Here is a 22,066-nt window from a genome sequence, read left to right as displayed (position 1 = left end):
CTCATAGCTTCAGCAGGTCGGCATCGTCGACCGAGGCCGAGTGGCGGGTCCGGAAAATGGTCATGATGATAGCCAGTCCCACAACAACTTCGGTGGCCGCGACAACCATGGTGAAGAAGGCTATGACCTGGCCGTCCAGGTTGCCGTGCATCCGGGCGAAGGTGACGAAGGCCAGATTGCAGGCGTTGAGCATCAGTTCCACGCACATGAACACGACCACCGCATTGCGGCGGATCAGGACGCCGGATGCCCCGATCGTGAACAGCAGAGCCGAGACGTACAGGTAGTTCTCGGGATTCATGACCGCCACCTGCCGGCGCGATCCGACTTGGCTGATCCGAGGTTAGGGCCTGTCGGATCCCGGGGTTCGAGAACATCACTCACCGACAAGTCGGAGAACGAGCCGTCGGGTAGCAGGGCCGGCATGTCGACGGCGTTGTGCCGGGCGTAGACACCGGGATTCGGCAGAGGGGTGCGGCGCCCGGCTTCGCGGAAACGTCGGATGGAGAGCTCACGCTGATTGTCCCGATCGCCGAGGCGTTCGCGGTGGGCCAGCACCATCGCTCCGATGGTCGCGGTGATGAGCAACGCACCGGTGAGCTCGAACGCCCACAGGTACCGGACGAAGATCAGCTCGGCGAGTCCCTCGACATTGCCTCCGGTCGCGGTCGCCGGTGAACGGTCCGACACCACCGTCGTCGAGTCGTCGACACCGGCAAAGGCTGTGACCGTGGCACTTCCGATCCCCGCGATCAGCAGGATCCCGAATCCGAGCCCGGCACAGATGGCGCCGAGTCGTTGTCCACGCAGTGTCTCGACCAGTGAATCGGACGAGTCCACCCCGACCAGCATGAGAACGAACAGGAACAGCATCATCACCGCGCCGGTGTAGACGACGATCTGGGCCACACCCAGGAACAGCGCGCCCTGCGCGATGTAGAAGACCGCAACGATGATCATCGTCATGGCTAGGAACACCGCCGAGTACACGGCCTTGGTCGCGCACACCACACCCAGCGCGCCCAGGACGGCGACAGTGCCGAGTACCCAGAACTGGACCGCCTCGCCCGTCGACGTACGGGTGAGCGACTCAGCTGCCCATGCCGGGTTCATTGCGGCACTTCGTTTGTGGCGATCACCGAGCCGCGGTAGTAGTCCTCGTCGGTGCTGCCCGGTTGCATCGGGTGGGGCGGTGACTCCATACCCGGTTCGAGCGGGGCGAGGAGTTTGTCCTTGCCGTAGATGAGGTCGGCCCGGTTGTCGTCGGCCATCTCGTACTCGTTTGTCATCGTGAGGGCCCGGGTGGGGCATGCTTCGATGCACAGCCCGCATCCGATGCAGCGTAGGTAGTTGATCTGGTAGACGCTGCCGTACCGCTCACCGGGTGAGAAGCGTTGCTCGTCAGTGTTGTCCGCACCCTCGACGTAGATCGCGTCGGCAGGGCACGCCCAGGCGCACAGCTCGCAGCCGATGCACTTCTCGAGTCCGTCGGCGTAGCGGTTGAGCTGGTGCCGCCCGTGATACCGCGCCGCCGTCGGAGCCTTCTCCTCCGGATACAACTCGGTGTTGTTCTTCTTGAACATCGACGAGAACGTGACCCCGAAACCGGCAAGTGGTTCAAGCGGATTACGCATCGCTGCTCTCCTTCATCGGAACGGGTTGCGAGGCCTGTGTCGGCTCCGAACGTGTTGTGGCCGGTAATGCGGATCCGGTGTGTCCCCGCGACGCATGGCCGGGCCGGCTCTGCCCGGTCAGTGGCGGCACCGGGAATCCTCCGGCCATGGGGTCGAATGGTGCGGAAAGGTCGGGACCCGCGTTCGCCTCACCGGCTCGGCGCCGCTTGGAGCGACTCATCACCCAGAACACAGCCAGCAAGGCGATCGCGAAGACCACACCGGCGATGACGTCGACCACCGAATCGATGTCGTGGCCCTCGACGCGCAGGGCGCGGATGGTTGCGACGACCATGACCCATCCGAGTGACACCGGGATGAGGATCTTCCACCCCAGCGTCATGAACTGGTCGTAACGCAGGCGCGGCAGCGTGGCCCGCAGCCAGATGAAGAAGAAGAGGAAACCCCAGACCTTGGCGACGAACCAGATCAGTGGGACCCAGCCGGAGTTGGCGCCATCCCAGATCGAAAGGGGCCACGGCGCATGCCATCCGCCGAGGAACATCGTTGCGGCGAGGGCCGACACTGTGGCCATGTTGATGTACTCCGCGAGCATGAACATCGCGAAACGCAGCGATGAGTACTCGGTGTGGAAGCCGCCGACCAGTTCGCCTTCTGCCTCGGGGAGGTCGAACGGCGCCCGGTTGGTCTCGCCGACCATCGAGAACACATAGACGACAAACGAGGGCAGGAGGAGAAAGACGTACCAGGTGTCGACTTGGCCGTTGACTATCCCCGACGTGGACATGGTGCCGGCATGGAGGAAGACCGCCGCGAACGTCAAACCCATCGCGATCTCGTACGAGATGACCTGAGCCGTGGAGCGCAAGCCCCCGAGTAGTGGATACGTTGAGCCCGAGGCCCATCCGGCGAGAACGATGCCGTACACACCCACCGAGGTGACGGCGAGGATGTACAGCACGGCCACCGGCAGATCGGTCAATTGGAGTGGGGTCCGGTGACCGAACACCGACACCACCGGTCCGAACGGGATCACGGCAAACGCCATGATGGCCGGGATGACGGCGATGATCGGTGCGAGCAGATAGATCGGCTTGTCGATTCCGCGGGGAATGATGCCTTCTTTGAGGGCGAGCTTCACACCGTCGGCCAGGCTCTGCAGCAACCCCATGGGCCCGACACGGTTGGGTCCGACGCGGGTTTGCATCCACGCCATCACCTTTCGTTCGGCGAGAATGGCGACCAGTGTGGTGAGCAGCAGAAAGATGAAGACGATCAGTGCTTTGGCGACGATGAGCCACCAGGGGTCGTGGCCGAACTCGGACAAGTCGTTCATGGCCGTACCCCTGCGTCCGCTCGGTACACCTTCACGATGCTGCCGATCGCCGGCCCGAGTTCGGCATATACCTGGCTGCCCGGTGAATTGAGCGGCAGCCAGACCACCCGATCTGGCATGTCGACGATGTCCACAGGGAGAGTGATGGCCCCACGGTCCGTGCTCACCGTGACGAGATCGTCTGCGGCGAGGCCGTTCTCGACAGCGGTGGCCGTCGACATGCGTGCCACCGGTCGCCGAGCGGTACCCGCGAGGTGGGGCTCACCGTCTTGTAGACGACCGGAGTCGAGCAACAAGCGCCAGCCGGTCAGGATGGCCTCGCCACGCCGAGCTGCGGGCAGTTCTGCCGCAGCGGTGTCGGGCGCTGGGGCGCCGGCACCCGACCAGGCGCCGAGACCGGCCAGCTCAGCTCGGGCCCTGCCGGGGTCGGGGAGCCCGAGATCCATACCCATCTGCCGCGCGATTGCATCGAGGACGCGGAGATCGGGCATCGAGTCGGTGGCGGGCAGCGCGGTTGCGAACGATCTGGGGCGTCCCTCCCAGTCCACGAAAGTGCCGCTCTTCTCGACCACCGGTGCCACCGGGAACACCACGTCGGCGCGATCTGTGACATCGCTGGTCCGCACTTCCAAACTCACGACGAAGGGCGCGGAGTCCAGTGCGGAGCGCGCGGCGTCAGGGTCGGGAAGGTCGTCGAGTTCGACACCGCCCACGAGCAGCACCCCCAGGGACCCGGTACCCGCCGCAGCCAAGATCTGACCGGTGTCCAAGCCGGGTTCCTGCGGCAGATCCGGACCCCACACGGGTGCGAGCTCTGCGCGGGCCTCGGGGTCGGCCACGGGTCGCCCGCCCGGCAGAAGACCGGGCAGCGCACCGACTTCCAGTGCGCCACGGTCACCGGCTCTGCGGGGGATCCACGCGAGCCTGGCGCCGGTCGCGCGGGAAAGAGCGACCGCTGCCGACAGTGCGCCGCGAACCGACGCGAGGCGTTCGCCGACCACGATGATGGAGCCCGGCCGGGCGAGGGGAGCCGAGTCGGTCAGCGCGGTGAGTGCAGCGGGTTCGTCGCCCGGTATCACCGGGATCACCCTGGCAGACAGCTTCTCCAGGCCGCGGCTGCGATAGGGCGCGATGGCCTGCACCACCATTCCCTTCGTGCGCACCGCTTTGCGCAGTCGAAGGAACACGATCGGCGATTCCTCTTCGGGTTCGAATCCGGCGAGTAGCACCGTGGGCGCGTTCTCGAGGTCGGTGTAGGTGACGTCCAGGAGCCGTCCGGCCACGTGGGCCGCCAGGAACTGTGCTTCCTCGACCGAATGGTCGCGGCTACGGAAGTCGATGTTGTTGGTGTGCAGCCCGGTTCGGGCGAACTTGGCGTAGGCGTACGCGTCCTCGACGGTGGCGCGTCCACCGACGAGAACCCCGGCCCGACCGCGGGCCGCGCGCAGTCCGCGTGCGGCGATGTCCAGCGCATGTGACCAGGATGCCGGTACCAACTCACCGTCCGCGTCGCGGATGAGAGGTGTGGTGATGCGATCGCGAGCAGTGGCATACGTGAACGCCCAGCGGCCTTTGTCGCAGTTCCACTCTTCGTTCACCTCTGGGTCGTCCCCGGCCAGTCGGCGCATCACCTTGCCCCGCCGATGATCGGTGCGCTGTGCGCAACCGCTTGCGCAGTGCTCACAGACGCTGGGGCTGGAGACGAGGTCGAACGGCCGGGCACGAAAGCGATACGCCGCACCCGTCAATGCGCCCACCGGACAGATCTGCACGGTGTTGCCCGAGAAATAGGACTCGAACGGTTCGTCTGCCGCGATCCCCACCTGTTGCTGTGCTCCTCGTTCGAGGAGATCGATGAACGGATCGCCGGCGATTTGTTCGGAAAACCGGGTGCATCGTGCGCACAGCACGCACCGCTCGCGGTCGAGCAGCACCTCGCTCGACAGTGGAATCGGTTTGGGGAAGGTACGTTTGACCCCTTCGAAGCGAGACTCCGCCCGCCCGGTGGACATCGCCTGGTTCTGGAGCGGGCACTCACCGCCCTTGTCGCACACCGGGCAATCGAGCGGGTGGTTGATCAGGAGCAGTTCCATCACCCCACGCTGGGCCTTCTCCGCAATCGGCGAGGTGATCTGCGTGCGCACGACCATGCCCTCGGTTGCCGTGGTGGTACAGGAGGCGAGGGGTTTGCGTTGGCCCTCCACCTCTACCAGGCATTGCCTGCATGCCCCGACCGGTTCGAGCAGGGGGTGGTCGCAGAACCGCGGGATCTGTACGCCGATCAGTTCAGCGGCGCGAATCACCAAGGTGCCCTTGGGCACACTGAGCTCGACGCCATCGATGGTGATCGTCACGAGATCGAGGGCCGCCGAGCCCCCCGACGCCGGGCTATTGTCGACGGCCGTCATCGCGCACCTGCGTTCATGGGAGAACCTGCTGACGCGAACAGCGTTGCTCGCGCCGGATCGAACGGGCACCCGCCATGTTCGGCATGGGCCACGTACTCGTCACGGAAATATTTGAGGGACGACATGATCGGGCTGGCTGCACCGTCACCGAGAGCGCAGAACGACTTGCCGAGAATGCTGTCGGAGATGTCGAGGAGTTTGTCCAGGTCGGCTTCGGAACCGTCGCCGTCCTCCAGATTTCGGAGAATCTGCACCAGCCAATAGGTGCCCTCGCGGCAGGGAGTGCACTTTCCACAGGACTCGTGGGCATAGAACTCGGTCCATCGCAAAACCGCGCGGACGATGCAGGTGGTCTCGTCGAAGATCTGTAAGGCCTTGGTGCCCAGCATCGATCCGGCTGCACTGACGCCTTCGTAGTCCAGGGCGACGTCGAGATGCTCATCGGTGAAGATCGGGGTGGACGAGCCGCCGGGGGTCCAGAACTTGAGTTGGTGTCCGGCGCGGACACCGCCTGCGTAGTCGAGCAGCTCGCGCAAAGTGATGCCCAACGGTGCCTCGTACTGTCCCGGTTGTGTCACATGGCCGGACAGCGAGTACAGGGTGAACCCCGGCGACTTCTCACTCCCCATCGATCGGAACCACTCGTTGCCGTACTGGATGATCGGCGGCACGCTGGCGATGGACTCGACATTGTTGACCACGGTGGGGCTGGCGTAGAGGCCCGCGACGGCGGGGAACGGTGGACGCAGACGCGGTTGTCCGCGGCGACCCTCCAGAGAATCGAGCAACGCGGTCTCCTCACCGCAGATGTAGGCGCCGGCGCCCGCGTGCACCACCACGTCGAGATGGAAACCACTGCCGAGGATGTTGTCGCCGAGATACCCGGCGGCGTATGCCTCGGCGACGGCGTTGTGCAGTCGGCGCAGCACCGGAACCACCTCGCCGCGCACGTAGATGAAAGCGTGTGCTGCGCGAATGGCGTACGCGGCGATGATGATCCCCTCGATCAGCACGTGTGGGGTGGCGAGGAGGAGTGGCATGTCCTTGCAGGTACCCGGTTCGGATTCGTCGGCGTTGACCACGAGGTAGTGGGGTTTGCCGTCGCCCTGGGGAATGAACGACCACTTCATCCCGGTGGGGAATCCGGCTCCTCCTCGTCCTCGCAGGCCCGACTCCTTGATCGTGGCGATGACCGTGTCGGGTTCCATCGCCAGTGCCTTCGAAAGTGCCTGGTAGCCCTCGTGTTCGCGGTAGGTGTCGAGCGTCCAGGATTCGGGCTCGTCCCAGTAACGGCTCAGGACCGGTGTCAGCGGCATCTCACACCTCCTTGCTGTCCGTGGTCGCACTGTCATCGTGCGGTTGCGCATCCGGCGCCGGTGCCGGCTTGTCTGCGGCCGTCCGGGATGCTTCGGCTTCATCTGCCTCACCGGAACGGCCCGCGTCGGGGGATGCGTTATTCGGGTGGTCTGGGCGATCGGTGGCGGGGGCCTGCATACCCCGGTCTCGGGCGATGAGGAGACCGGCCAGGCTGGGATCACCGGCACTCCCGGCAGCTTCCGAGTTACCAGGCCGGGAATCGGCGAAACCTGCCAGGATGCGGGCTGTTTCGCGGAAGGTACACAGCGGCGCACCCCGTGTCGGGGTGACCTGCTCGCCCGAACGTAACGCGTCCACAAGCTCGCGGCCCGACTCCGGTGTCTGGTTGTCGAAGAACTCCCAGTTCACCATCACCACGGGTGCGAAGTCGCACGCCGCATTGCACTCGAGATGTTCGAGCGTGATCGAGCCGTCCGCGGTGGTGCCTCCCGGCGACACCCCGAGGTGGTCGATGAGGTCGGCAAGGATCTCATCACCGCCCATGACGGCGCACAAGGTGTTGGTGCAGACCCCGACCAGGAAATCCCCGGTCGGCCGCCGGCGGTACATCGAGTAGAACGTGGACACCGCGGTCACCTCCGCCGGTGTCAGCTCGAGAAGCCCTCCGCAGAAGGCGATCCCGGCCGGCGTGATGTACCCGTCCTCGCTCTGGACCAGGTGCAGCAGTGGCAGCAGTGCGGACCGCGCATCGGGATATCGGGCGATGATCTCGCGGGCGTCCGGCTCGAGCCGGGCCACCACATCGGCGGGATAGCGCTGCTCCGGCGGCACCGGATCACCGAAGGTGAGGAAGACAGGCTCGGCAGTCATCGGTCCACTCCGCCCATCACAGGGTCGATGCTCGCGACCGCAGCGATCACGTCCGAGATCATCCCGCCCTCGCACATGGCGGCCACCGCTTGCAGATTGGTGAAGGAGGGGTCGCGGAAGTGCACTCGGTACGGTCGGGTCCCTCCGTCACTGACCATGTGCACACCCAGCTCGCCCCGGGGCGATTCGACCGACACGTACACCTGGCCCGGCGGCACCCGCATGCCCTCCGTGACCAGTTTGAAGTGATGGATGAGTCCCTCCATCGACGAGCCCATGATCTCGGCGATGTGTTCGCGTGAATTGCCCAACCCGTCGCTGCCCACAACAAGATCGGCAGGCCAGGCGATCTTCTTGTCCTCCAACATGATCGGGCCAGGACGCAATCGGTCGAGGCATTGCTCGACGATCTTCAGGGACTCCTTCATCTCCTTGACACGAATCAGGTATCGACCGTAGGAATCGCACGCCACATCGGTGATCACGTCGAACTCATAGTTCTCGTAACCGCAGTACGGCGCAGAACGTCGGAGGTCGTGCGCCAGACCGGTCGCGCGGAGGATGGGGCCGGTGACCCCCAGAGCCATACAGCCGGTGAGGTCCAGGTAGCCGATGCCCTGAGTGCGTGCCTTCCAGATGTAGTTCTCGCTCAACAGGTCTTCCATGTCCCGTAGTCGCCCTGGGAGCACGTCGAGAACCTCGCCGATCTTCTCCACCGCCCCGTCGGGCAGATCTTGGGCCAGACCACCCGGCCGGATGAAGGCATGATTCATCCGCAATCCGGTGATCATCTCGAAGATGTCGAGGATCAGTTCGCGCTCGCGAAAACCGAACAGCATCGCGGTCACCGCGCCGAGTTCCATGCCGCCGGTCGCCAGCGCGACCAGATGCGAGGAGATGCGATTCAACTCCATCAGCAGCACCCGGATCACGTTCACCCGTTCCGGTATCTGATCGGTGATGTCGAGGAGCTTCTCCACACCCAGGCAGTAGGCGGTTTCGTTGAAGAACGGCGACAGGTAATCCATCCGGGTCACGAACGTGACGCCTTGCGTCCAGTTGCGGAACTCCAGGTTTTTCTCGATGCCGGTGTGGAGGTAGCCGATTCCGCAGCGGGCCTCGGTGACCGTTTCCCCTTCGAGTACCAGGATCAACCGCAGCACACCGTGAGTCGATGGATGCTGCGGCCCCATGTTCACCACGATGCGTTCTTCGCCGGACTCGGCGGCCGAACTCACGATGTGGTCCCAGTCCTGGCCTGTGGCAGTGAACAGGTTGCTGCCCGTGTCGATGTTGTCGCTCATCAGTTGTAGGACCTCCGCTGATCAGGCGGTGGTATACGCGCGCCCTTGAACTCCACCGGGATTCCGCCGAGGGGGTAGTCCTTGCGCTGGGGATGTCCCGCCCAGTCGTCCGGCATCTCGATCCGCGTCAGCGACGGGTGGCCGTCGAAGACGATGCCGAAGAAGTCGTAGGTCTCACGTTCGTGCCAGTCGGTGGTGGGGTAAATCGCGTGCAGCGAAGGGACGTGGGGGTCGGCATCGGAAACGGCGACCTCGAGCCGGACACGCCGATTATGGGTGATCGACATGAGCGGGTAGACCGCGTGGAGTTCGCGGCCGGTCTCGTCGGGGTAGTGGACTCCACTGACACCCAGGCACAGCTCGAAACGCAACCTCGGGTCGTCGCGCAGTGTCTGTGCGATCACCGGCAGATGCGGGGGAAAAACGTGCAAGGTGAGTTCCTCGCGGTAGACCACGATCTTCTCGAGGGCGTCGAACATCTCGACAGGTGTGTCGACCGTCTCCAGCGCCTGCCCGAGGGTGTCCACCATCTCGTCGAAGTAGCCACCGTACGGACGAGGAGTGCTGCCCGGCAGCGTGATCGGGCGGATGAGACGACCGTAACCAGACGTGTCGCCGCTGCCTCGTACGCCGAACAGCCCCCGACGGACACCGATGACCTCGCCGGGAGCGTCGTCGCGGGTGGGCCCGTCATCGGGCGGCGTCATCGCAGCAACCCCTTCATCTCGATGGTGGGGGTGGCGGTGAGTGCCGCTGCCTCAGCGGCTTTGACGGCCTCCACCCGGTCGACCCCGAGTGGCATGTCCTGAATCTTCTCGTGCAGCTTGAGAATGGCGTGCAACAGCATCTCGGGCCGTGGCGGACAACCGGGCAGGTAGATGTCGACCGGAACGACGTGGTCGACGCCCTGCACGATCGCGTAATTGTTGAACATGCCGCCCGATGAAGCGCAGACACCCATGGCCAGAACCCATTTGGGCTCAGCCATCTGGTCGTAGATCTGCCGGAGCACCGGTGCCATCTTCTGGCTGACCCGGCCGGCGACGATCATCAGGTCGGCCTGCCTCGGCGACGCCCGGAACGCTTCCATGCCGAATCTGGCGATGTCGAAGCGACCACCGCTGGTGGCCATCATCTCGATTGCGCAGCAGGCCAATCCGAAGGTGGCGGGCCACAGGGAACCCTTGCGCATGTATCCGGCGAGACCTTCGACGGTGCTCAGCAGGAACCCGCTCGGCAGCTTCTCTTCGAGTCCCATGGTGGTTACTCTCTTTTCGAATGTGTCCAGCAGACAATCAATCCCAGCTCAGGCCGCCCCGCCTCCATTCGTATGCGTAGGCAACCGAGACGTTGAAGATGAACAGCGCCATGGCAATCAAGCCGAACAAGCCGAGCGAGTCGAAGTAGATCGCCCACGGGTACAGGAAGACGATCTCGATGTCGAAGATGATGAAGAGCATGGCTGTGAGGTAGTACTTGACGGGTATCCGCTGACCGGCAGACAGCCCGGCGCTCCCAGAGTTCTTGCCTCGCAGGGGGTTCGGAATGGGTTCTATCCCGCATTCATACGCTTCGAGTTTGGCGCGGTTGTAGCGGCGGGGCCCTACCGCCGAGGCGAGCATTGCCGAGAAGACCGCGAAGGCGGCGGCGATGGCACCGAGAACGAGGATCGGCACGTAGAGATTCATGGCACCGAATCCTCCTTTCCCGCGAGTGGCGGTGGAGCGGCGGTCATCGACCGGGCGGACCAGCATGCTGTCCGAGGGTGCGACCGCACATGGGCTGTGTGTGATCTGAGACACACGCTACTCGCGAGACCTCGGTGCTCGGCAGGGTTCTCGCGGTGACACGGGTTGCCGATTTGTCATCCCAGTTATCTCGATCGCGCATAAATCTACGCGGGAGAAAGGGAAGTCAGCGCGAGGGACGCAGGACTTCCACAACGGCCTGGGTGAGGGTGAACGGATCAAGAGGCCGGGGGACAACCGCCTCGGCCTGCGACCAGTTGGCCAGCCAACTGTCTTCGGCGCGGCCGGTCAGAACGACCACGGGAGGGCAGTGGTCCACCTCGTCTTTGAGTTGTTTCGCGATACCCATGCCGCCCGCGGGAGACGCCTCACCATCGAGGATGACCAGATCGATGCCGCCCTCGTCCATCCTGGCTTGCACAGCGGGCTGAGTTGCCACCTCGACATAGGAGAACGGGGCGAGTCCGGAAGGGGGGTGGTCGCCCAGTGCCTCGATGACCTGCCGGCGCGTGGCAGCGTCGCTGCTGTAGACCAGAACCCGCAGCACATCAAGGCGATTGGAACGCGACGGTGCCTCTGTCACCAGGCCGATGCTACGCGCGGGGCACTGTCAGGAGCGGGCAGTTGACGAATCTGCGGGGCCGGTGGGGGACGCGTCGCCATCGGATCCCGGGGGCGGTGACTCCTTCGGCCCGGCGGGCACCTTGTTCGCCGGCCACCAGAACGCCTTGCGCTGCAACACCGAGAGAGCAGGTACCAGCGTGGGAGCCATCACAAGCGATGCGAGCAGGACACCGATCGCGACGCCCGCACCGAGCTCCTTCAGGTTGTCGAGCCCGGTGAGTGTGAGCGAGGCGAAGGTCAGCGCCAAGATGGTGCCCGACGCCGCGACCGTCGGACCGTCGTTGGCGATCGCGATCCGCGCTGCGTCCGGAGGTGAATGGCCCTCGCGGAACTCCTCTCGTAAGCGCTCGGCGAGCAGGATGTTGTAGTCGGTGCCGATCGCGACCACAAAGAGATAGAGGACGATCGGCGTCGAGAAGTCGATGCCTGCGAGGCCGGCGGCGTGCAGGAAGACGATGACCAGAGCGCCGAGTGTGGCCGCGAAAGTGAGCCCGACACAGATGAGCAGGTTGATCGGTGCGAGAACCGACATCAGGAGCAGCCCGAGGATCACACCGACGATCACCACGGCCACCGGGAACACCAGACCGGTGTCGGAACCGAGCTGTTTGCGCACGTCGACCAAGGTCGACGTCTGTCCACCGACGTAGACCTCGGCCCCGGGGATCGAATCGTGTGCTGTCTGCCGCACAGGACCCTCCACCGTGTCGAGAGCGTCGGTTGTGTACGGACTCTGGGTCAAGATGACGTTGATCAGTGCGGCCGTACCGTCCTGACTGATCTTGGGTGGCTGCACCGACGCCACGCCGGGGACCTTCGCGAGGTTCGCCTCGAGCGTGGCCAATTGGTCCTGTGGGACCGGGCCAGGTGTCTTCACGTACACCTGGGTGGGGCTCAGCGCCCCTGGAGGCAGGGAGTCGGCCAGCGTGTCGAACGCTTGCTGGGACGGTGTGTCCGAGGGCATCTCGGCCAGGGTGTCGTAGGTGGCCTTGTATCCGGTGCTGAAGATCGCCAACACGATCAGGCCCGCCACCACCGTGCCGACCACGATGATCGGTCGGCTGCCCACGAATCGGCCGATCCCGGCGAACGGTGAGCGTTTGGGGTCGTGGCCCGGTCCGAGCGGCCAGAAGAGGTGGCGATGCAGGATGGTGAAAATGGCGGGGATGAGCGTCAGGGCGGTCATCAGCATGACTGCCACGGCGATGATCAGACCCGGTGCCAGCGAACTGAGTGAGCCCAGCTTGGCGAGGAACAGCGCGGAGAAGGCGCCGATCACCGTCAGTGCCGAAGACGCGACCACCCGGCCGACAACTCGCGTCGAGAGAACGATCGCCGGATTGTGAGAGTTGCCCCGCCGCAACTCCTCCCGGTAGCGGAAGAGCAAGAAGACAATGTAGTCGGTGCCGACACCGAAGAGCACGACCACCAGTATCGCGTCGAGGGTGGTGCTCACCTCGAAGTCGAAAAGACTTGCCGCCATGGCTGTCACACCACGAACAGCGATGAAGACCACACCGATCACGACGATGGGCAGAATCGCGATGATGGGGCTGCGGAACACCAGCCCGAGGGTGAGCAGGATGATGACCACCGTCGCAATGGTGATGACCTGCTCGGCATCAGCGTAAGCGGCGTTGCTGTCGACCGATATTGCGGCGTTGCCGGTGAGACCCGCTGTGAGCCCGGTGCCTTCGAGGTCCTTGGTGGCATCGTCGCGCACATCGGCCACCGCATCGTTGACCGTCTCGTCACCGGGCTGACCGGCGAAGGTCACCTGGAGCGCGGCCACCTTGCCGTCCGGCGAGAACGATTCGGGACTGCCGACGACACTCGTGACGCCGGGAATCTTCGAGTCCTGCAACGTAGTTGCCAAACCCAGGGCGGTCTGTTCATCATCCGGCGTCAGTGGGGCGCCGTCCGGACGAGAAACCACAAGGGTGCCGGTTGCTCCGGCCGTGGCCGGAAAGTACTCGTTCCCCAATTCCTGAGCATGGACCGACTCGAACGACGATGGCAGGAAGTCTTGCTGATTGTTGCTCGTGCGGTCTTCGAGGTTGGGCGAGAACAGGATGATCAGCACTGCGATGACCACCCAACCGGCGATGAATCGCCACGGATGAGCGACAACTGTGCGGGCGATGACAGCGAACATGGGAACTTCCGTCCGAGGGTCGGGCACGTACATGCTCGCTCCGCGTCTCGCGATCCTGCGCGGGTGCCGTCGCAGGATGTTGCCCGGGTCGAAGCGGGGAAAGCATATCGCCTGACGGCGGGCTAAGGGGGAGAATCCATTGCATGACCAACCCCAACGATGTGACCGGGTCACATGAAGTCGTCGTCGCTCATACCGAGGACAGCATCACAACCTGGACGCTCAACATGCCCGAAGCGCGCAACCCCATCTCCGGTGACGAGGTCGTCTCCCGGATGGTGGACCTGGCCGCGGCCGCCAACGCAGACCGGAACGTACGAGTGGTGATCCTCACCGGAGCGGGGTCGGCGTTCTCGGCCGGTGGCAATGTCAAGGACATGGTGGACCGGGTCGGGATGTTCGGCGGCAATCAAGCCGACATCCAGCACGGTTACACCGGTGGGATACAGCGACTGACGCGGGCGATCTACGGTTGCGAGGTGCCGATCATCGCAGCGGTGAACGGACCTGCAGTGGGCGCGGGATGTGATCTGGCGTTGATGGCAGACATGCGAATCGCCTCGGAGAACGCCTTTTTCGCGGAGAGCTTCGTGAAGCTGGGCCTGATACCGGGCGATGGTGGAGCATGGCTGCTTCCGCGCGCGGTGGGTGCGGCACGCGCCGCGGAAATGGCTTTCACTGGAGACCGCGTGGATGCGGCAACCGCGCTGGAGTGGGGACTCGTGTCGCGGGTGGTGGCCGCCGACGCCCTCATGGACACCGCCAAACAGCTGGCCGCCCGCGTGGCGTCGAATCCCCCGAATGCGCTGCGACTTACGAAGAAGCTGTTACGGGAGGCGGATACGCAACACCTCGGCAGCATCCTGGAGTTGTCGGCCGCGATGCAGGCCATCTCGCACGGCACGGCTGATCATCGCGAAGCGCTGTCGGCCTTTGTCGAACGTAGGCCCGGGCAGTTCACGGGAGACTGACAGCCAACTCAAACCCGTTGACGCACAGAGCGGCTGCCACCAGTCCGGTGGCAGCCGCCTGAACGGCTCGACCAGGTCAGAGCAATTCGAGGATGGTTGCGTTGGCCATGCCGCCACCCTCACACATCGACTGCAGTCCGTACTGGATGCCCTGCGCCCGCATCCGGTGAATCATCGTGGTCATCAGTCGCGCACCGGACCCGCCCAGCGGGTGGCCGAGCGCCATGGCGCCGCCGTCCGGATTGAGCAGCTTGTAGTCGGCGCCCGTGCTCTTCTGCCACCCGAGGGACACCGACGCGAACGCCTCGTTGATCTCGAAGGTGCCGATCTGGTCGATGGACATTCCGGCGCGCTGCAACACCTTCGCGGTGGCCGGGATCGGGCCTTTCAGCATCGTGATCGGGTCGGCGCCCACCACCGCCACCGAATGCACGCGGGCGATAGGGGTCCATCCGTATACCGACGCCAGTTCGCTCGTGGTCACCAGAAGCGCAGCGGCACCGTCGGAGATCTGCGATGCGTTGCCCGCGGAGATCACCCCGTCTTCCTTGAACGGTGTCTTGAGGCCCGCCAGCTTCTCGAGCGTGCCGCCTCGACGAACTCCCTCGTCGGTGGTGACCACGGTGGTGGTGCCGTCTTCGGCCGTGACCGTGATGGGTGCGATCTGGTCGACGAAACGGCCTTCGTCGATGGCGTTGCCCGCCTTCTCGTGGGAGTCGAGGGCGTGCTGGTCCAGATCTGTTCTGCTCAAACCGAATTCCTCGGCGATCATCTCCGCGCCGATACCCTGATTGAACACGAAGTTGTCGTAACGCTTACGCACCATCGGCCCAAAGGGTTCGCCGTGCTCTCCACTGGCACGAGCCGCACCCATCACCACACGCGACATCGACTCCACACCTCCGGCAACGGCGACGTCGTAGTGGCCTGCGACAACTCCGGCCGCGGCCAGATGTACTGCCTGTTGCGAAGATCCGCATTGGCGGTCCACGGTGAGCCCGGGCACCGACTCGGGCCAGCCGGCAGCCAGTACCGAATACCGGCCGATGCAGCCGGCCTGTTCACCGACCTGGGAAACGCATCCCCAGATCACGTCGTCCACCCGTTCGGGATCGAGGCCGTTGCGGGCGGCGAGCGCCTGCAACACCTGGGCCGACAGGTCGACCGGGTGGATACCGGACAGGCCGCCACCACGTTTGCCGACTGGACTTCGAACGGCATCGACGATCACTGCATCACGCATTGTTTGTTCTCCTGCTGTTTCGGATCACTGAGATGGGACGGGCTTTCAGATGCCCAGGGATTTGGCGATGATGGTCTTCATGACTTCGCTTGTGCCACCGTAGATTCGGGACACACGCGTGTCCGCGTACAGACGGGCGATGGGGTATTCGGTGACGTACCCGTATCCGCCGTGCAGTTGCAGGCACTTGTCGATCACCCGCCCCGCACCTTCGGTGCAGAACAACTTGACCTTGGCCGCATCGGCGACGGTGAGGTCACCCGAATCGTGGAGTTCAAGCGCACGGTCGGCCATCAGCACGATGGCTTCGACGTCGGTGGCGCACTCGGCGAGTACGAACTTGGTGTTCTGGAAAGCCGCGAGCGGCTTACCGAAGATGTTGCGGTCCTTGACGTAGTCCAGTGCGTGGCGCAACGCGGCCTGCGCGGCGGCCGACGACTGCAATGCGATCGTCAGGCGTTCCTGCGCGAGGTTATGGGTGAGGTAGTTGAAGCCCTCGCCCTCCTCACCGAGTCGGTCTTCTACCGGGACGCGAACGTTGTCGAACGAGAGTTCAGCAGTGTCAGAGGCTTTGAGCCCGATTTTCTGCAGCTTGCGTCCCACCGAATATCCCGGCGATGTGGTGTCGACACACAAGATGCTCAGACCTCCGCGCCGGTTCTCTGGGGTGCTTGCCGCCGTTCGGCAGACCACCAGGACAAGATCGGCAAGGGCGCCGCCGGTGATGAAGGTCTTGGCGCCGTTGAGGAGATAGTGACTGCCGTCATCGGACAGCTTTGCGGTGGTTGCGATGTTGGCCAGGTCCGAGCCGGTCCCGGGTTCGGTCATCGCGATCGACGTCATAATGTCGCCGGAGATGAATCCGGGAAGCCAGCGCTTCTTCTGTTCGTCGGTTGCGTACTTCACCAAGTACGGAAGGATGAGGTTCGAGTGAACCGAGTAGGTGCCGAACGTGACACCTGCGCGTGCTGCCTCTTCGGTGACCACGGCACTGAACTTGAAGGTGTCCGCTCCACCTCCGCCGAACTCTTCGGGCGCCTCGATCCCCAGGATGCCCATCTCGCCGAGACGGCGATAGAAGTCGCGGGGCGGGTGGCCCTGCTCCTCCCATTCGTGGTGCACCGGTGCGACTTCGCGTGCGATGAAGTCGCGCACCACCTTTCGGAAAGCTTCATGTTCTTCGTCGAACACCGTGCGGAGCATTGCTCCTCCATCTTCAAGTGCACGATCGCGGTCGGTCCGCGACGCAAGGTTCACTTAGCAAACTAGAACACCAGGTGATGGAGGGTGAGCGCTATCGCCGGAATCGGGGCCCGAAACTCACATGGGTGAGTCTCGGGCCCCAAGCGGTCATCCGAGTGGGATCTGGGTGGTGCCGTTGTTGAAGCAGCCGCTCCAGGTCTGGAAGTCGCCGGCGAAACTGATCCCGTCAGTGCACTGCACCCGGTTCTGGCCGTCGACCACCACAGTCGCTCCCGGCCCCGCGATACCGATGGACAACCCTGGATTCACGCCCTGCATCTCTACAACCGCCCCTGGTCCGAGAGCGATCGCAGCGGGGCCCGAGAAGTTGTTGCCGGTGGACACGGCGACGCCGCCATCTGCGGTGATGGCGAGTGTGAGGCCGGTCGGACCTGAAGAGGAGTAGCAGGTCGCACCCTCGCTGGTCTGGCCGGGCAAGCTCGGGCAGATCTCAGGGGCTGCGGTGGCGGTGGGTGCGGCGGCGAAGGTGAGGGCGGCGGCACCCGCGCCGGCTGCTGCGGCGGCGACGACGGACTTGCGAGTGAAACGAATCATTCTCGAGCTCCTTTTTCGATGCGGCATTTTTGTGACGACTACCACACGTGTTCGGAGCCGAAACAAAAGTGGATTGCCTGGTTTGCCGGAAAGTCGAAAAAGGTGGTTTCCGGGGGTTTGGGATTCTCGTCGAGGGTCGGTTTGTAGTGCGAGCGTTTGCGGGTTTGGTGAGCGCCGCTGACGGCCGGTTTGCGGTTCTTGTCGTTGCTCGGTCTGCAGTGCGAGCGTTTGCCGGTTTGGCGAGCACCGCTCACGGCCGGCTCGGGGTTCTCGCCGATGCGCGGTCTGTAGCGCGAGCGTCTACGGGTTGGGTGAGCACCGCTCACGGCCGGCTCGGGGTTCTCGCCGATGCTCGGTCTGTAGCGCGAGCGTTTGCGGGTTTGGTGAGCGCCGCTGACGGCCAGGTCGGGATTCTTGCCGACGCTCGGTCTGTAGTGCGAGCGTGTGCGGGTTTGGTGAGCGCCGCTGACGGCCGGCTCGCGCTTCATGCCGTTGCTCCGTCTGTAGCGCGAGCGATTGCCGGTTACCCGAGCGGCCCGTTCCGCCGGCTCACAGACCTGGCCGATGCTCGGTCTCCAGGGCCTCTGGCATCGGCCGGCTCGCGGTTCTGGTCATTGCGCGGTCTGTAGTGCGAGCGTTTGCCGGTTTGCCGAGCGGCACGTTCCGCCAGCTCGGGATTCTCGTCGAACCTCAGTCTGTAGTGCGAGCGTTTGCGGGTTTGGTGGGCGCCGCTGACGGCCAGCTCGCGATTCTCGCCGACGCTCGGTCCGCAGTGCAAGCATGTGCCGGTTGGCCGAGCGGCTCGCAACCCTCGCCGACCCCTCAGCCCGTTACCCACGCGACCCCACCCCGACAGAACAGCCACATCACTCGATGGCAAAACCGAATGCATCCGACCCCCGAGTGCATCGCGAGAGCACCCCTCGGGTTTGTGATGGGCCGCATTCCCAGCCGCTGACCTGCTGCGGAGTCCCTGTTGCGATCTTCGGGCCGTACTCCCTGGCGACCGGCATCACTGCGGCGCAGTCGACGCCGCTGCCGGCGAAGATGACCACCTGAAGTGCGCCGTCGGGACCGTTGACCGTCTCGCACCGGACGCCCTCGATGGCGGGAAGTCGCTTCGAGTCGGGAATCGAGGTGGCCGGCGGCAGTGACGGGCCGGGGACGGCGGGTGCATTCGAATTCTCGGTCGACGGCGTGCGCGATGAGGTGGCGCCGGGCTCGACTGGGGAGCTCGAACCGGTCGCGGCGCTGCCCGAACTCTGCGCGGCCGACGAATTGGAAGACGCGGTCGAGTCGTCCCCGCCGCAGGCGGCAAGCGTGGCGACCGCGCCCGTGGCGATCACCAGTGGTCCGGCAAGTCGGAGAAAACGGGTACGCATGGGGCAACCGTAGCGAACCGCATCCCCGACCACATGACGGCGACGCGTCCGCCGTGCCAGGTGATGCCCGCCACTCCAGAAGCCCTGTGTGACGCGTTCTATAATTTTGCACCCGACAGAAAAGTTGCAGAACTCTGCAACTTCCGTACGGTGGATGTCATGCAAGAAATGGGCTTACGCGAATCCAAGAAGGCAGCCACACGGCTGGCTCTGGCAACTGCGGTGCTCCGTCATGCATCGGACGGCGGCCTCGAGTCGGTGTCCGTGGAGACCGTTGCCGCCGAAGTCGGAGTATCCGCAAGGACTTTCCACAACTACTTCCCGAGCAAAGAGGATGCGCTGATCTATTTCGTCGGCGTCATGCTCGACCGCCTGGCCGATCTGATCGAGTCACGACCCGGGGGAGAGGTGCTGTGGGACTCGGTCGAGTACGCCCTGACCGAGATCGCCTGCGACACCGAAGCCGATCCGGGGCAGTTCCTGACCTTGATCCGTCTGCTCGAGACCGAGCCGACACTGGCCGACCACAAACACAGTGACGGGTTGGCCGCGGAACAGAAGGCCCGGTTCGAGTCGGTGGTCGGTTGTCGCGGTGAAACCACCGACTTGGGCCTGTACGAACGCCTGGTCTTCGGTAACGCGCTGGTGACCCTGCGCGTGGGGTTGGAGATGTGGAGCGAAGGGCTCGCCCCGCACACCGACCTCCGCCAATTTCTCGGCGAAGCATTCCGTCCCACCAAGTGCGGCTTGTCCCGCCCGATGTCGACACCAAATCCCTGACCTGACGCCTACCGGCGCACCCAAACCTCCCGAAGACCCACTGGAAGGACCAGCACATGGCCACTTATCTCTATCGAATAGGCAAATGGGCCTATTTGAACAAGTTCAAGATGATCGCGATCTGGCTACTCGTGCTGGTCGCGATGGGTGTGGCGGCCGCAACGCTGTCGAAGCCCAATTCCGAGAGCTTCTCGATTCCGGGCATTCCGTCGGAAAAAGCTCAGAATCAGATGGTCGAGGCCTTCCCGGAAAAGCCGAAGTTCTCCGAGGACACGTCGGTCAAGTACGTGGTGAAGGCCCCGGATGGTTCGAACCTGAACACCCCGCAGAATCAGGCCACGATCAACCGCATGGTCGACCAGATGAAGCAGTTCGACAAGGTCAAGCAGCCTGATTCGATCGCCAATCCATTCGAGACCTACGGAACACCTGACAGTCCCGGGCCCGGCTGGAACGCGGTCACCGAGTTCCAGACCCAGCAGTTCGGGAAGTCGCCCGTCGAAGCGGCAGCCGACGCACAGGCCGGGTCGCCGATCAACAAAGACCAGACCATGGCCCAGCTCGGTGCGTCCTTCGACGTCGAGGCCAGCGCGGACGTGAGCGCAAAGGCTCACGAACAGATGGAAGACGTCGCCGATCAAGTGCGCAAGGGAGGCCTCACGGTCGAGATGTCGGGTACGGCCCTGCCGCAGCCCGCGATCGGTCTCACCTCTGAGCTCATCGGTATGGGCGTCGGTGCGATCGTCATGATCCTCACCTTTGCGTCGCTGGTTGCCTGGGGCATGCCCCTCATCACCGCGATCGTCGGTGTGGTGATCGGCATGATGGGCGTCACAGCAGCCACGTTCTTCTTCGATCTCAGCTCGGAGACCCCGATCCTCGCGACGATGATCGGTCTCGCGGTCGGTATCGACTACGCGCTGTTTATCCTCTCCCGCTACCGGCATGAGGTGCACACCTCCAAGTCTCGTGCCGAAGCAGCCGGAAAGGCCGTCGGCACAGCGGGTTCGGCTGTTGTCTTTGCCGGTGCGACCGTGTTCATCGCGCTCGCAGCGCTTTTCATCGTCAACATCCCGTTCCTGACGGCGATGGGTCTGGCCGCGGCCGGCACGGTGCTGGTCGCCGTCCTCGTTGCGCTCACGTTGCTGCCTGCGATCCTCGGACTGTTCGGTGGCAAGGTGTTTGCCGGCCGGATCAAGGCCCTCAACGCACCTGATGTGACGCCTGCCGATCCGGCGCGCCGGCACAACGGCCAGCGTTGGATCAACCAGGTGGTCAAGCGGCCCGCGCTCTTCGCGATCGCACCGATCATCCTGCTCGCGCTGATCGCACTGCCGATGGCCGGTCTGAAGTTGGCTCTGCCCAACGACGGCAGCGGCGACCCCAGCACCACGCAGCGCAAGGCGTACGAGCTGGTGGCCGAGGGCTATGGCCCTGGCCAGAACAATCCGTTTGTGGTTGTTGTCGACGGCAGCGCCATCGCGGACGAGACGCAGCGGATCGACGCGTTCAACGGTCTGGTCAACCAGATCAAGGGCGTCGACGATGTCGCCACGGCGCTGATCAGCCCCGGTGACGTGAACGCGTCCGGCGACACCGCGATCATCTCGGTGCTCCCTGCGAGTTCGTCGGGAGAAGAGGCCACGCAGCAACTCGTGAAAGACCTGCGAGGCCTGGAATCGAGTGTCACCGAGTCCACCGGACTCACCTACGGTGTCACCGGCCAGACAGCGATCGAGATCGATGTGTCCGACCAGCTCAGCTCGGCACTCATCCCGTACCTGATCGTGGTGGTCGGACTGGCGTTCATCCTGTTGATGATCGTGTTCCGCTCGATCCTGGTTCCGCTGACCGCCGCACTGGGCTTCCTGCTCAGCGTGGGCGCCACCTTCGGTGCCACGGTGGCGATCTTCACCAATGGTGACCTCGGGCTGATCGGTAATCCGCAGCCTCTGGTCAGCTTCCTGCCGATCATGCTCATCGGCGTGGTGTTCGGACTCGCGATGGATTACCAGGTGTTCCTGGTGACCCGGATGCGCGAGGCGTACGTCCACGGTTCGTCGGCCAAGGAGGCGATCGTCTCGGGCTTCAGCCACAGTGCCCGCGTGGTGGCAGCCGCAGCCGCGATCATGATCTCGGTGTTCGCCGCCTTCATGCTGCAGGAGATGGTGTTCATCAAGGCGATGGGATTTGCGCTGGCGATCGCGGTCTTCTTCGACGCCTTCATCGTCCGCATGACGCTGATCCCGGCCGTGCTCGCCCTTCTGGGCGACAAGGCGTGGTCGCTGCCCAAGTGGCTGGACAAGATCCTGCCCAACGTCGACATCGAGGGCGAGAAGCTCAACAAGACGTTGGCCGCCGAGCAAGCGGAAATCGACAGGCGCGAACAAGTGTCCGTCTGATCGTCGTCACACAGGCACTCACCCCACCGGCTCGCTGAGTCGGTGGGGTGAGTTCGTTTGAGGGGGCGGGCGTTTTGCCCGGTGGTGCGGCGCAC

19 protein-coding genes and 1 pseudogene are annotated in these 22,066 nt (G+C 64.3%); 3 read left to right on the top strand and 17 right to left on the bottom strand.

Going from position 1 to position 22,066, the window contains the following annotated elements:
* Position 1: 1 nt before the first annotated feature.
* The 13 genes and pseudogenes from nuoK to KXR83_RS22400 form a co-directional block, all read right to left on the bottom strand.
* Positions 2–301, bottom strand: a complete 300-nt coding sequence (nuoK, locus tag KXR83_RS22460; protein ID WP_023956647.1) for an NADH-quinone oxidoreductase subunit NuoK — start codon at positions 299–301, stop codon at positions 2–4.
* Complete coding sequence (locus tag KXR83_RS22455; protein WP_437426740.1) at positions 298–1,113, bottom strand: NADH-quinone oxidoreductase subunit J; 816 nt, start codon at positions 1,111–1,113, stop codon at positions 298–300. Before KXR83_RS22455 ends, nuoK begins: the two co-directional genes overlap by 4 nt.
* Positions 1,110–1,634, bottom strand: a complete 525-nt coding sequence (gene nuoI / locus KXR83_RS22450) for an NADH-quinone oxidoreductase subunit NuoI (RefSeq protein WP_437426739.1) — start codon at positions 1,632–1,634, stop codon at positions 1,110–1,112. The genes KXR83_RS22455 and nuoI overlap by 4 nt, the downstream gene beginning before the upstream one ends.
* A 100-nt stretch (positions 1,635–1,734) precedes the next feature.
* Positions 1,735–2,970: pseudogene (gene nuoH / locus KXR83_RS22445) on the bottom strand (NADH-quinone oxidoreductase subunit NuoH); the annotation flags it as partial.
* Entirely contained in the window at positions 2,967–5,378 is a 2,412-nt protein-coding gene (locus KXR83_RS22440) for an NADH-quinone oxidoreductase subunit G (RefSeq protein ID WP_437426738.1), read from the bottom strand. The gene KXR83_RS22440 and the pseudogene nuoH, both read right to left, overlap by 4 nt.
* Positions 5,375–6,694, bottom strand: coding sequence for an NADH-quinone oxidoreductase subunit NuoF (gene nuoF, locus KXR83_RS22435; protein ID WP_437426737.1), 1,320 nt, complete (start codon positions 6,692–6,694; stop codon positions 5,375–5,377). The genes KXR83_RS22440 and nuoF overlap by 4 nt, the downstream gene beginning before the upstream one ends.
* Position 6,695: 1 nt before the next feature.
* Positions 6,696–7,565 (bottom strand): NADH-quinone oxidoreductase subunit NuoE, encoded by an 870-nt coding sequence (nuoE, locus tag KXR83_RS22430; RefSeq protein ID WP_437426736.1) that lies wholly within the window; start codon positions 7,563–7,565, stop codon positions 6,696–6,698.
* Positions 7,562–8,869 carry an NADH dehydrogenase (quinone) subunit D gene (gene nuoD / locus KXR83_RS22425; protein ID WP_437426735.1) on the bottom strand — a complete coding sequence of 436 codons (1,308 nt, stop codon included), beginning with the start codon at positions 8,867–8,869 and terminating at the stop codon, positions 7,562–7,564. Before nuoD ends, nuoE begins: the two co-directional genes overlap by 4 nt.
* Entirely contained in the window at positions 8,869–9,576 is a 708-nt protein-coding gene (locus tag KXR83_RS22420) for an NADH-quinone oxidoreductase subunit C (RefSeq protein ID WP_437426734.1), read from the bottom strand. Before KXR83_RS22420 ends, nuoD begins: the two co-directional genes overlap by 1 nt.
* Positions 9,573–10,127, bottom strand: coding sequence for a NuoB/complex I 20 kDa subunit family protein (locus KXR83_RS22415; protein ID WP_030168726.1), 555 nt, complete (start codon positions 10,125–10,127; stop codon positions 9,573–9,575). Before KXR83_RS22415 ends, KXR83_RS22420 begins: the two co-directional genes overlap by 4 nt.
* A gap of 37 nt (positions 10,128–10,164) precedes the next feature.
* Positions 10,165–10,557, bottom strand: coding sequence for an NADH-quinone oxidoreductase subunit A (locus KXR83_RS22410; RefSeq protein ID WP_437426784.1), 393 nt, complete (start codon positions 10,555–10,557; stop codon positions 10,165–10,167).
* Between the two features lie 226 nt (positions 10,558–10,783).
* On the bottom strand, positions 10,784–11,200 hold the full coding sequence (locus KXR83_RS22405; protein WP_437426733.1) for a hypothetical protein: 417 nt from the start codon (positions 11,198–11,200) through the stop codon (positions 10,784–10,786).
* Between the two features lie 27 nt (positions 11,201–11,227).
* The gene (locus KXR83_RS22400; RefSeq protein WP_437426732.1) at positions 11,228–13,396 is read right to left on the bottom strand and encodes an MMPL family transporter; all 2,169 of its coding nucleotides are present in this window, start codon (positions 13,394–13,396) and stop codon (positions 11,228–11,230) included.
* A gap of 143 nt (positions 13,397–13,539) precedes the next feature.
* Here KXR83_RS22400 and KXR83_RS22395 point away from each other — a divergent pair, with 143 nt between their 5' ends.
* Complete coding sequence (locus KXR83_RS22395) at positions 13,540–14,367, top strand: crotonase/enoyl-CoA hydratase family protein (RefSeq protein ID WP_437426731.1); 828 nt, start codon at positions 13,540–13,542, stop codon at positions 14,365–14,367.
* Between the two features lie 76 nt (positions 14,368–14,443).
* Here the strand turns inward: KXR83_RS22395 and KXR83_RS22390 are convergent, their stop codons facing one another.
* The 4 genes from KXR83_RS22390 to KXR83_RS22375 form a co-directional block, all read right to left on the bottom strand.
* Positions 14,444–15,610, bottom strand: a complete 1,167-nt coding sequence (locus tag KXR83_RS22390) for a thiolase family protein (RefSeq protein WP_317713641.1) — start codon at positions 15,608–15,610, stop codon at positions 14,444–14,446.
* A 45-nt stretch (positions 15,611–15,655) separates the two neighbouring features.
* On the bottom strand, positions 15,656–16,813 hold the full coding sequence (locus tag KXR83_RS22385; RefSeq protein WP_030168740.1) for an acyl-CoA dehydrogenase family protein: 1,158 nt from the start codon (positions 16,811–16,813) through the stop codon (positions 15,656–15,658).
* A 147-nt stretch (positions 16,814–16,960) separates the two neighbouring features.
* Complete coding sequence (locus KXR83_RS22380) at positions 16,961–17,407, bottom strand: DUF6764 family protein (RefSeq protein ID WP_437426730.1); 447 nt, start codon at positions 17,405–17,407, stop codon at positions 16,961–16,963.
* 866 nt (positions 17,408–18,273) lie between these two features.
* Positions 18,274–18,789, bottom strand: coding sequence for a hypothetical protein (locus KXR83_RS22375; protein ID WP_437426729.1), 516 nt, complete (start codon positions 18,787–18,789; stop codon positions 18,274–18,276).
* 159 nt (positions 18,790–18,948) lie between these two features.
* On the opposite strand from KXR83_RS22375, the gene KXR83_RS22370 reads away from it, so the two are divergent.
* Together KXR83_RS22370 and KXR83_RS22365 are read left to right on the top strand one after the other, a co-directional pair.
* Positions 18,949–19,569 (top strand): TetR/AcrR family transcriptional regulator, encoded by a 621-nt coding sequence (locus tag KXR83_RS22370; protein WP_437426728.1) that lies wholly within the window; start codon positions 18,949–18,951, stop codon positions 19,567–19,569.
* 56 nt (positions 19,570–19,625) lie between these two features.
* Positions 19,626–21,971 carry an MMPL family transporter gene (locus KXR83_RS22365; protein WP_437426727.1) on the top strand — a complete coding sequence of 782 codons (2,346 nt, stop codon included), beginning with the start codon at positions 19,626–19,628 and terminating at the stop codon, positions 21,969–21,971.
* Positions 21,972–22,066: the final 95 nt, after the last annotated feature.

Source organism: Williamsia muralis (assembly GCF_051487485.1).
Taxonomy (GTDB): domain Bacteria; phylum Actinomycetota; class Actinomycetes; order Mycobacteriales; family Mycobacteriaceae; genus Williamsia; species Williamsia muralis_B.
This window is presented reverse-complemented; position numbering and strand designations above follow the sequence as displayed.

Excerpts from the sequence above, each read along its gene's own strand:
- KXR83_RS22410 (WP_437426784.1), bottom strand. The coding sequence starts at position 10,557 with ATGAATCTCTACGTGCCGATCCTCGTTCTCGGTGCCATCGCCGCCGCC.
- KXR83_RS22400 (WP_437426732.1), bottom strand. The coding sequence starts at position 13,396 with ATGTTCGCTGTCATCGCCCGCACAGTTGTCGCTCATCCGTGGCGATTC.
- KXR83_RS22380 (WP_437426730.1), bottom strand. The coding sequence starts at position 17,407 with ATGATTCGTTTCACTCGCAAGTCCGTCGTCGCCGCCGCAGCAGCCGGC.
- KXR83_RS22370 (WP_437426728.1), top strand. The coding sequence starts at position 18,949 with ATGCAAGAAATGGGCTTACGCGAATCCAAGAAGGCAGCCACACGGCTG.
- nuoI (WP_437426739.1), bottom strand. The coding sequence starts at position 1,634 with ATGCGTAATCCGCTTGAACCACTTGCCGGTTTCGGGGTCACGTTCTCG.
- KXR83_RS22385 (WP_030168740.1), bottom strand. The coding sequence starts at position 16,813 with ATGCTCCGCACGGTGTTCGACGAAGAACATGAAGCTTTCCGAAAGGTG.
- KXR83_RS22365 (WP_437426727.1), top strand. The coding sequence starts at position 19,626 with ATGGCCACTTATCTCTATCGAATAGGCAAATGGGCCTATTTGAACAAG.
- nuoK (WP_023956647.1), bottom strand. The coding sequence starts at position 301 with ATGAATCCCGAGAACTACCTGTACGTCTCGGCTCTGCTGTTCACGATC.
- KXR83_RS22375 (WP_437426729.1), bottom strand. The coding sequence starts at position 18,789 with ATGCGTACCCGTTTTCTCCGACTTGCCGGACCACTGGTGATCGCCACG.
- KXR83_RS22455 (WP_437426740.1), bottom strand. The coding sequence starts at position 1,113 with ATGAACCCGGCATGGGCAGCTGAGTCGCTCACCCGTACGTCGACGGGC.
- nuoE (WP_437426736.1), bottom strand. The coding sequence starts at position 7,565 with ATGACTGCCGAGCCTGTCTTCCTCACCTTCGGTGATCCGGTGCCGCCG.
- KXR83_RS22420 (WP_437426734.1), bottom strand. The coding sequence starts at position 9,576 with ATGACGCCGCCCGATGACGGGCCCACCCGCGACGACGCTCCCGGCGAG.
- KXR83_RS22440 (WP_437426738.1), bottom strand. The coding sequence starts at position 5,378 with ATGACGGCCGTCGACAATAGCCCGGCGTCGGGGGGCTCGGCGGCCCTC.
- KXR83_RS22390 (WP_317713641.1), bottom strand. The coding sequence starts at position 15,610 with ATGCGTGATGCAGTGATCGTCGATGCCGTTCGAAGTCCAGTCGGCAAA.
- KXR83_RS22395 (WP_437426731.1), top strand. The coding sequence starts at position 13,540 with ATGACCAACCCCAACGATGTGACCGGGTCACATGAAGTCGTCGTCGCT.
- nuoD (WP_437426735.1), bottom strand. The coding sequence starts at position 8,869 with ATGAGCGACAACATCGACACGGGCAGCAACCTGTTCACTGCCACAGGC.
- nuoF (WP_437426737.1), bottom strand. The coding sequence starts at position 6,694 with ATGCCGCTGACACCGGTCCTGAGCCGTTACTGGGACGAGCCCGAATCC.
- KXR83_RS22415 (WP_030168726.1), bottom strand. The coding sequence starts at position 10,127 with ATGGGACTCGAAGAGAAGCTGCCGAGCGGGTTCCTGCTGAGCACCGTC.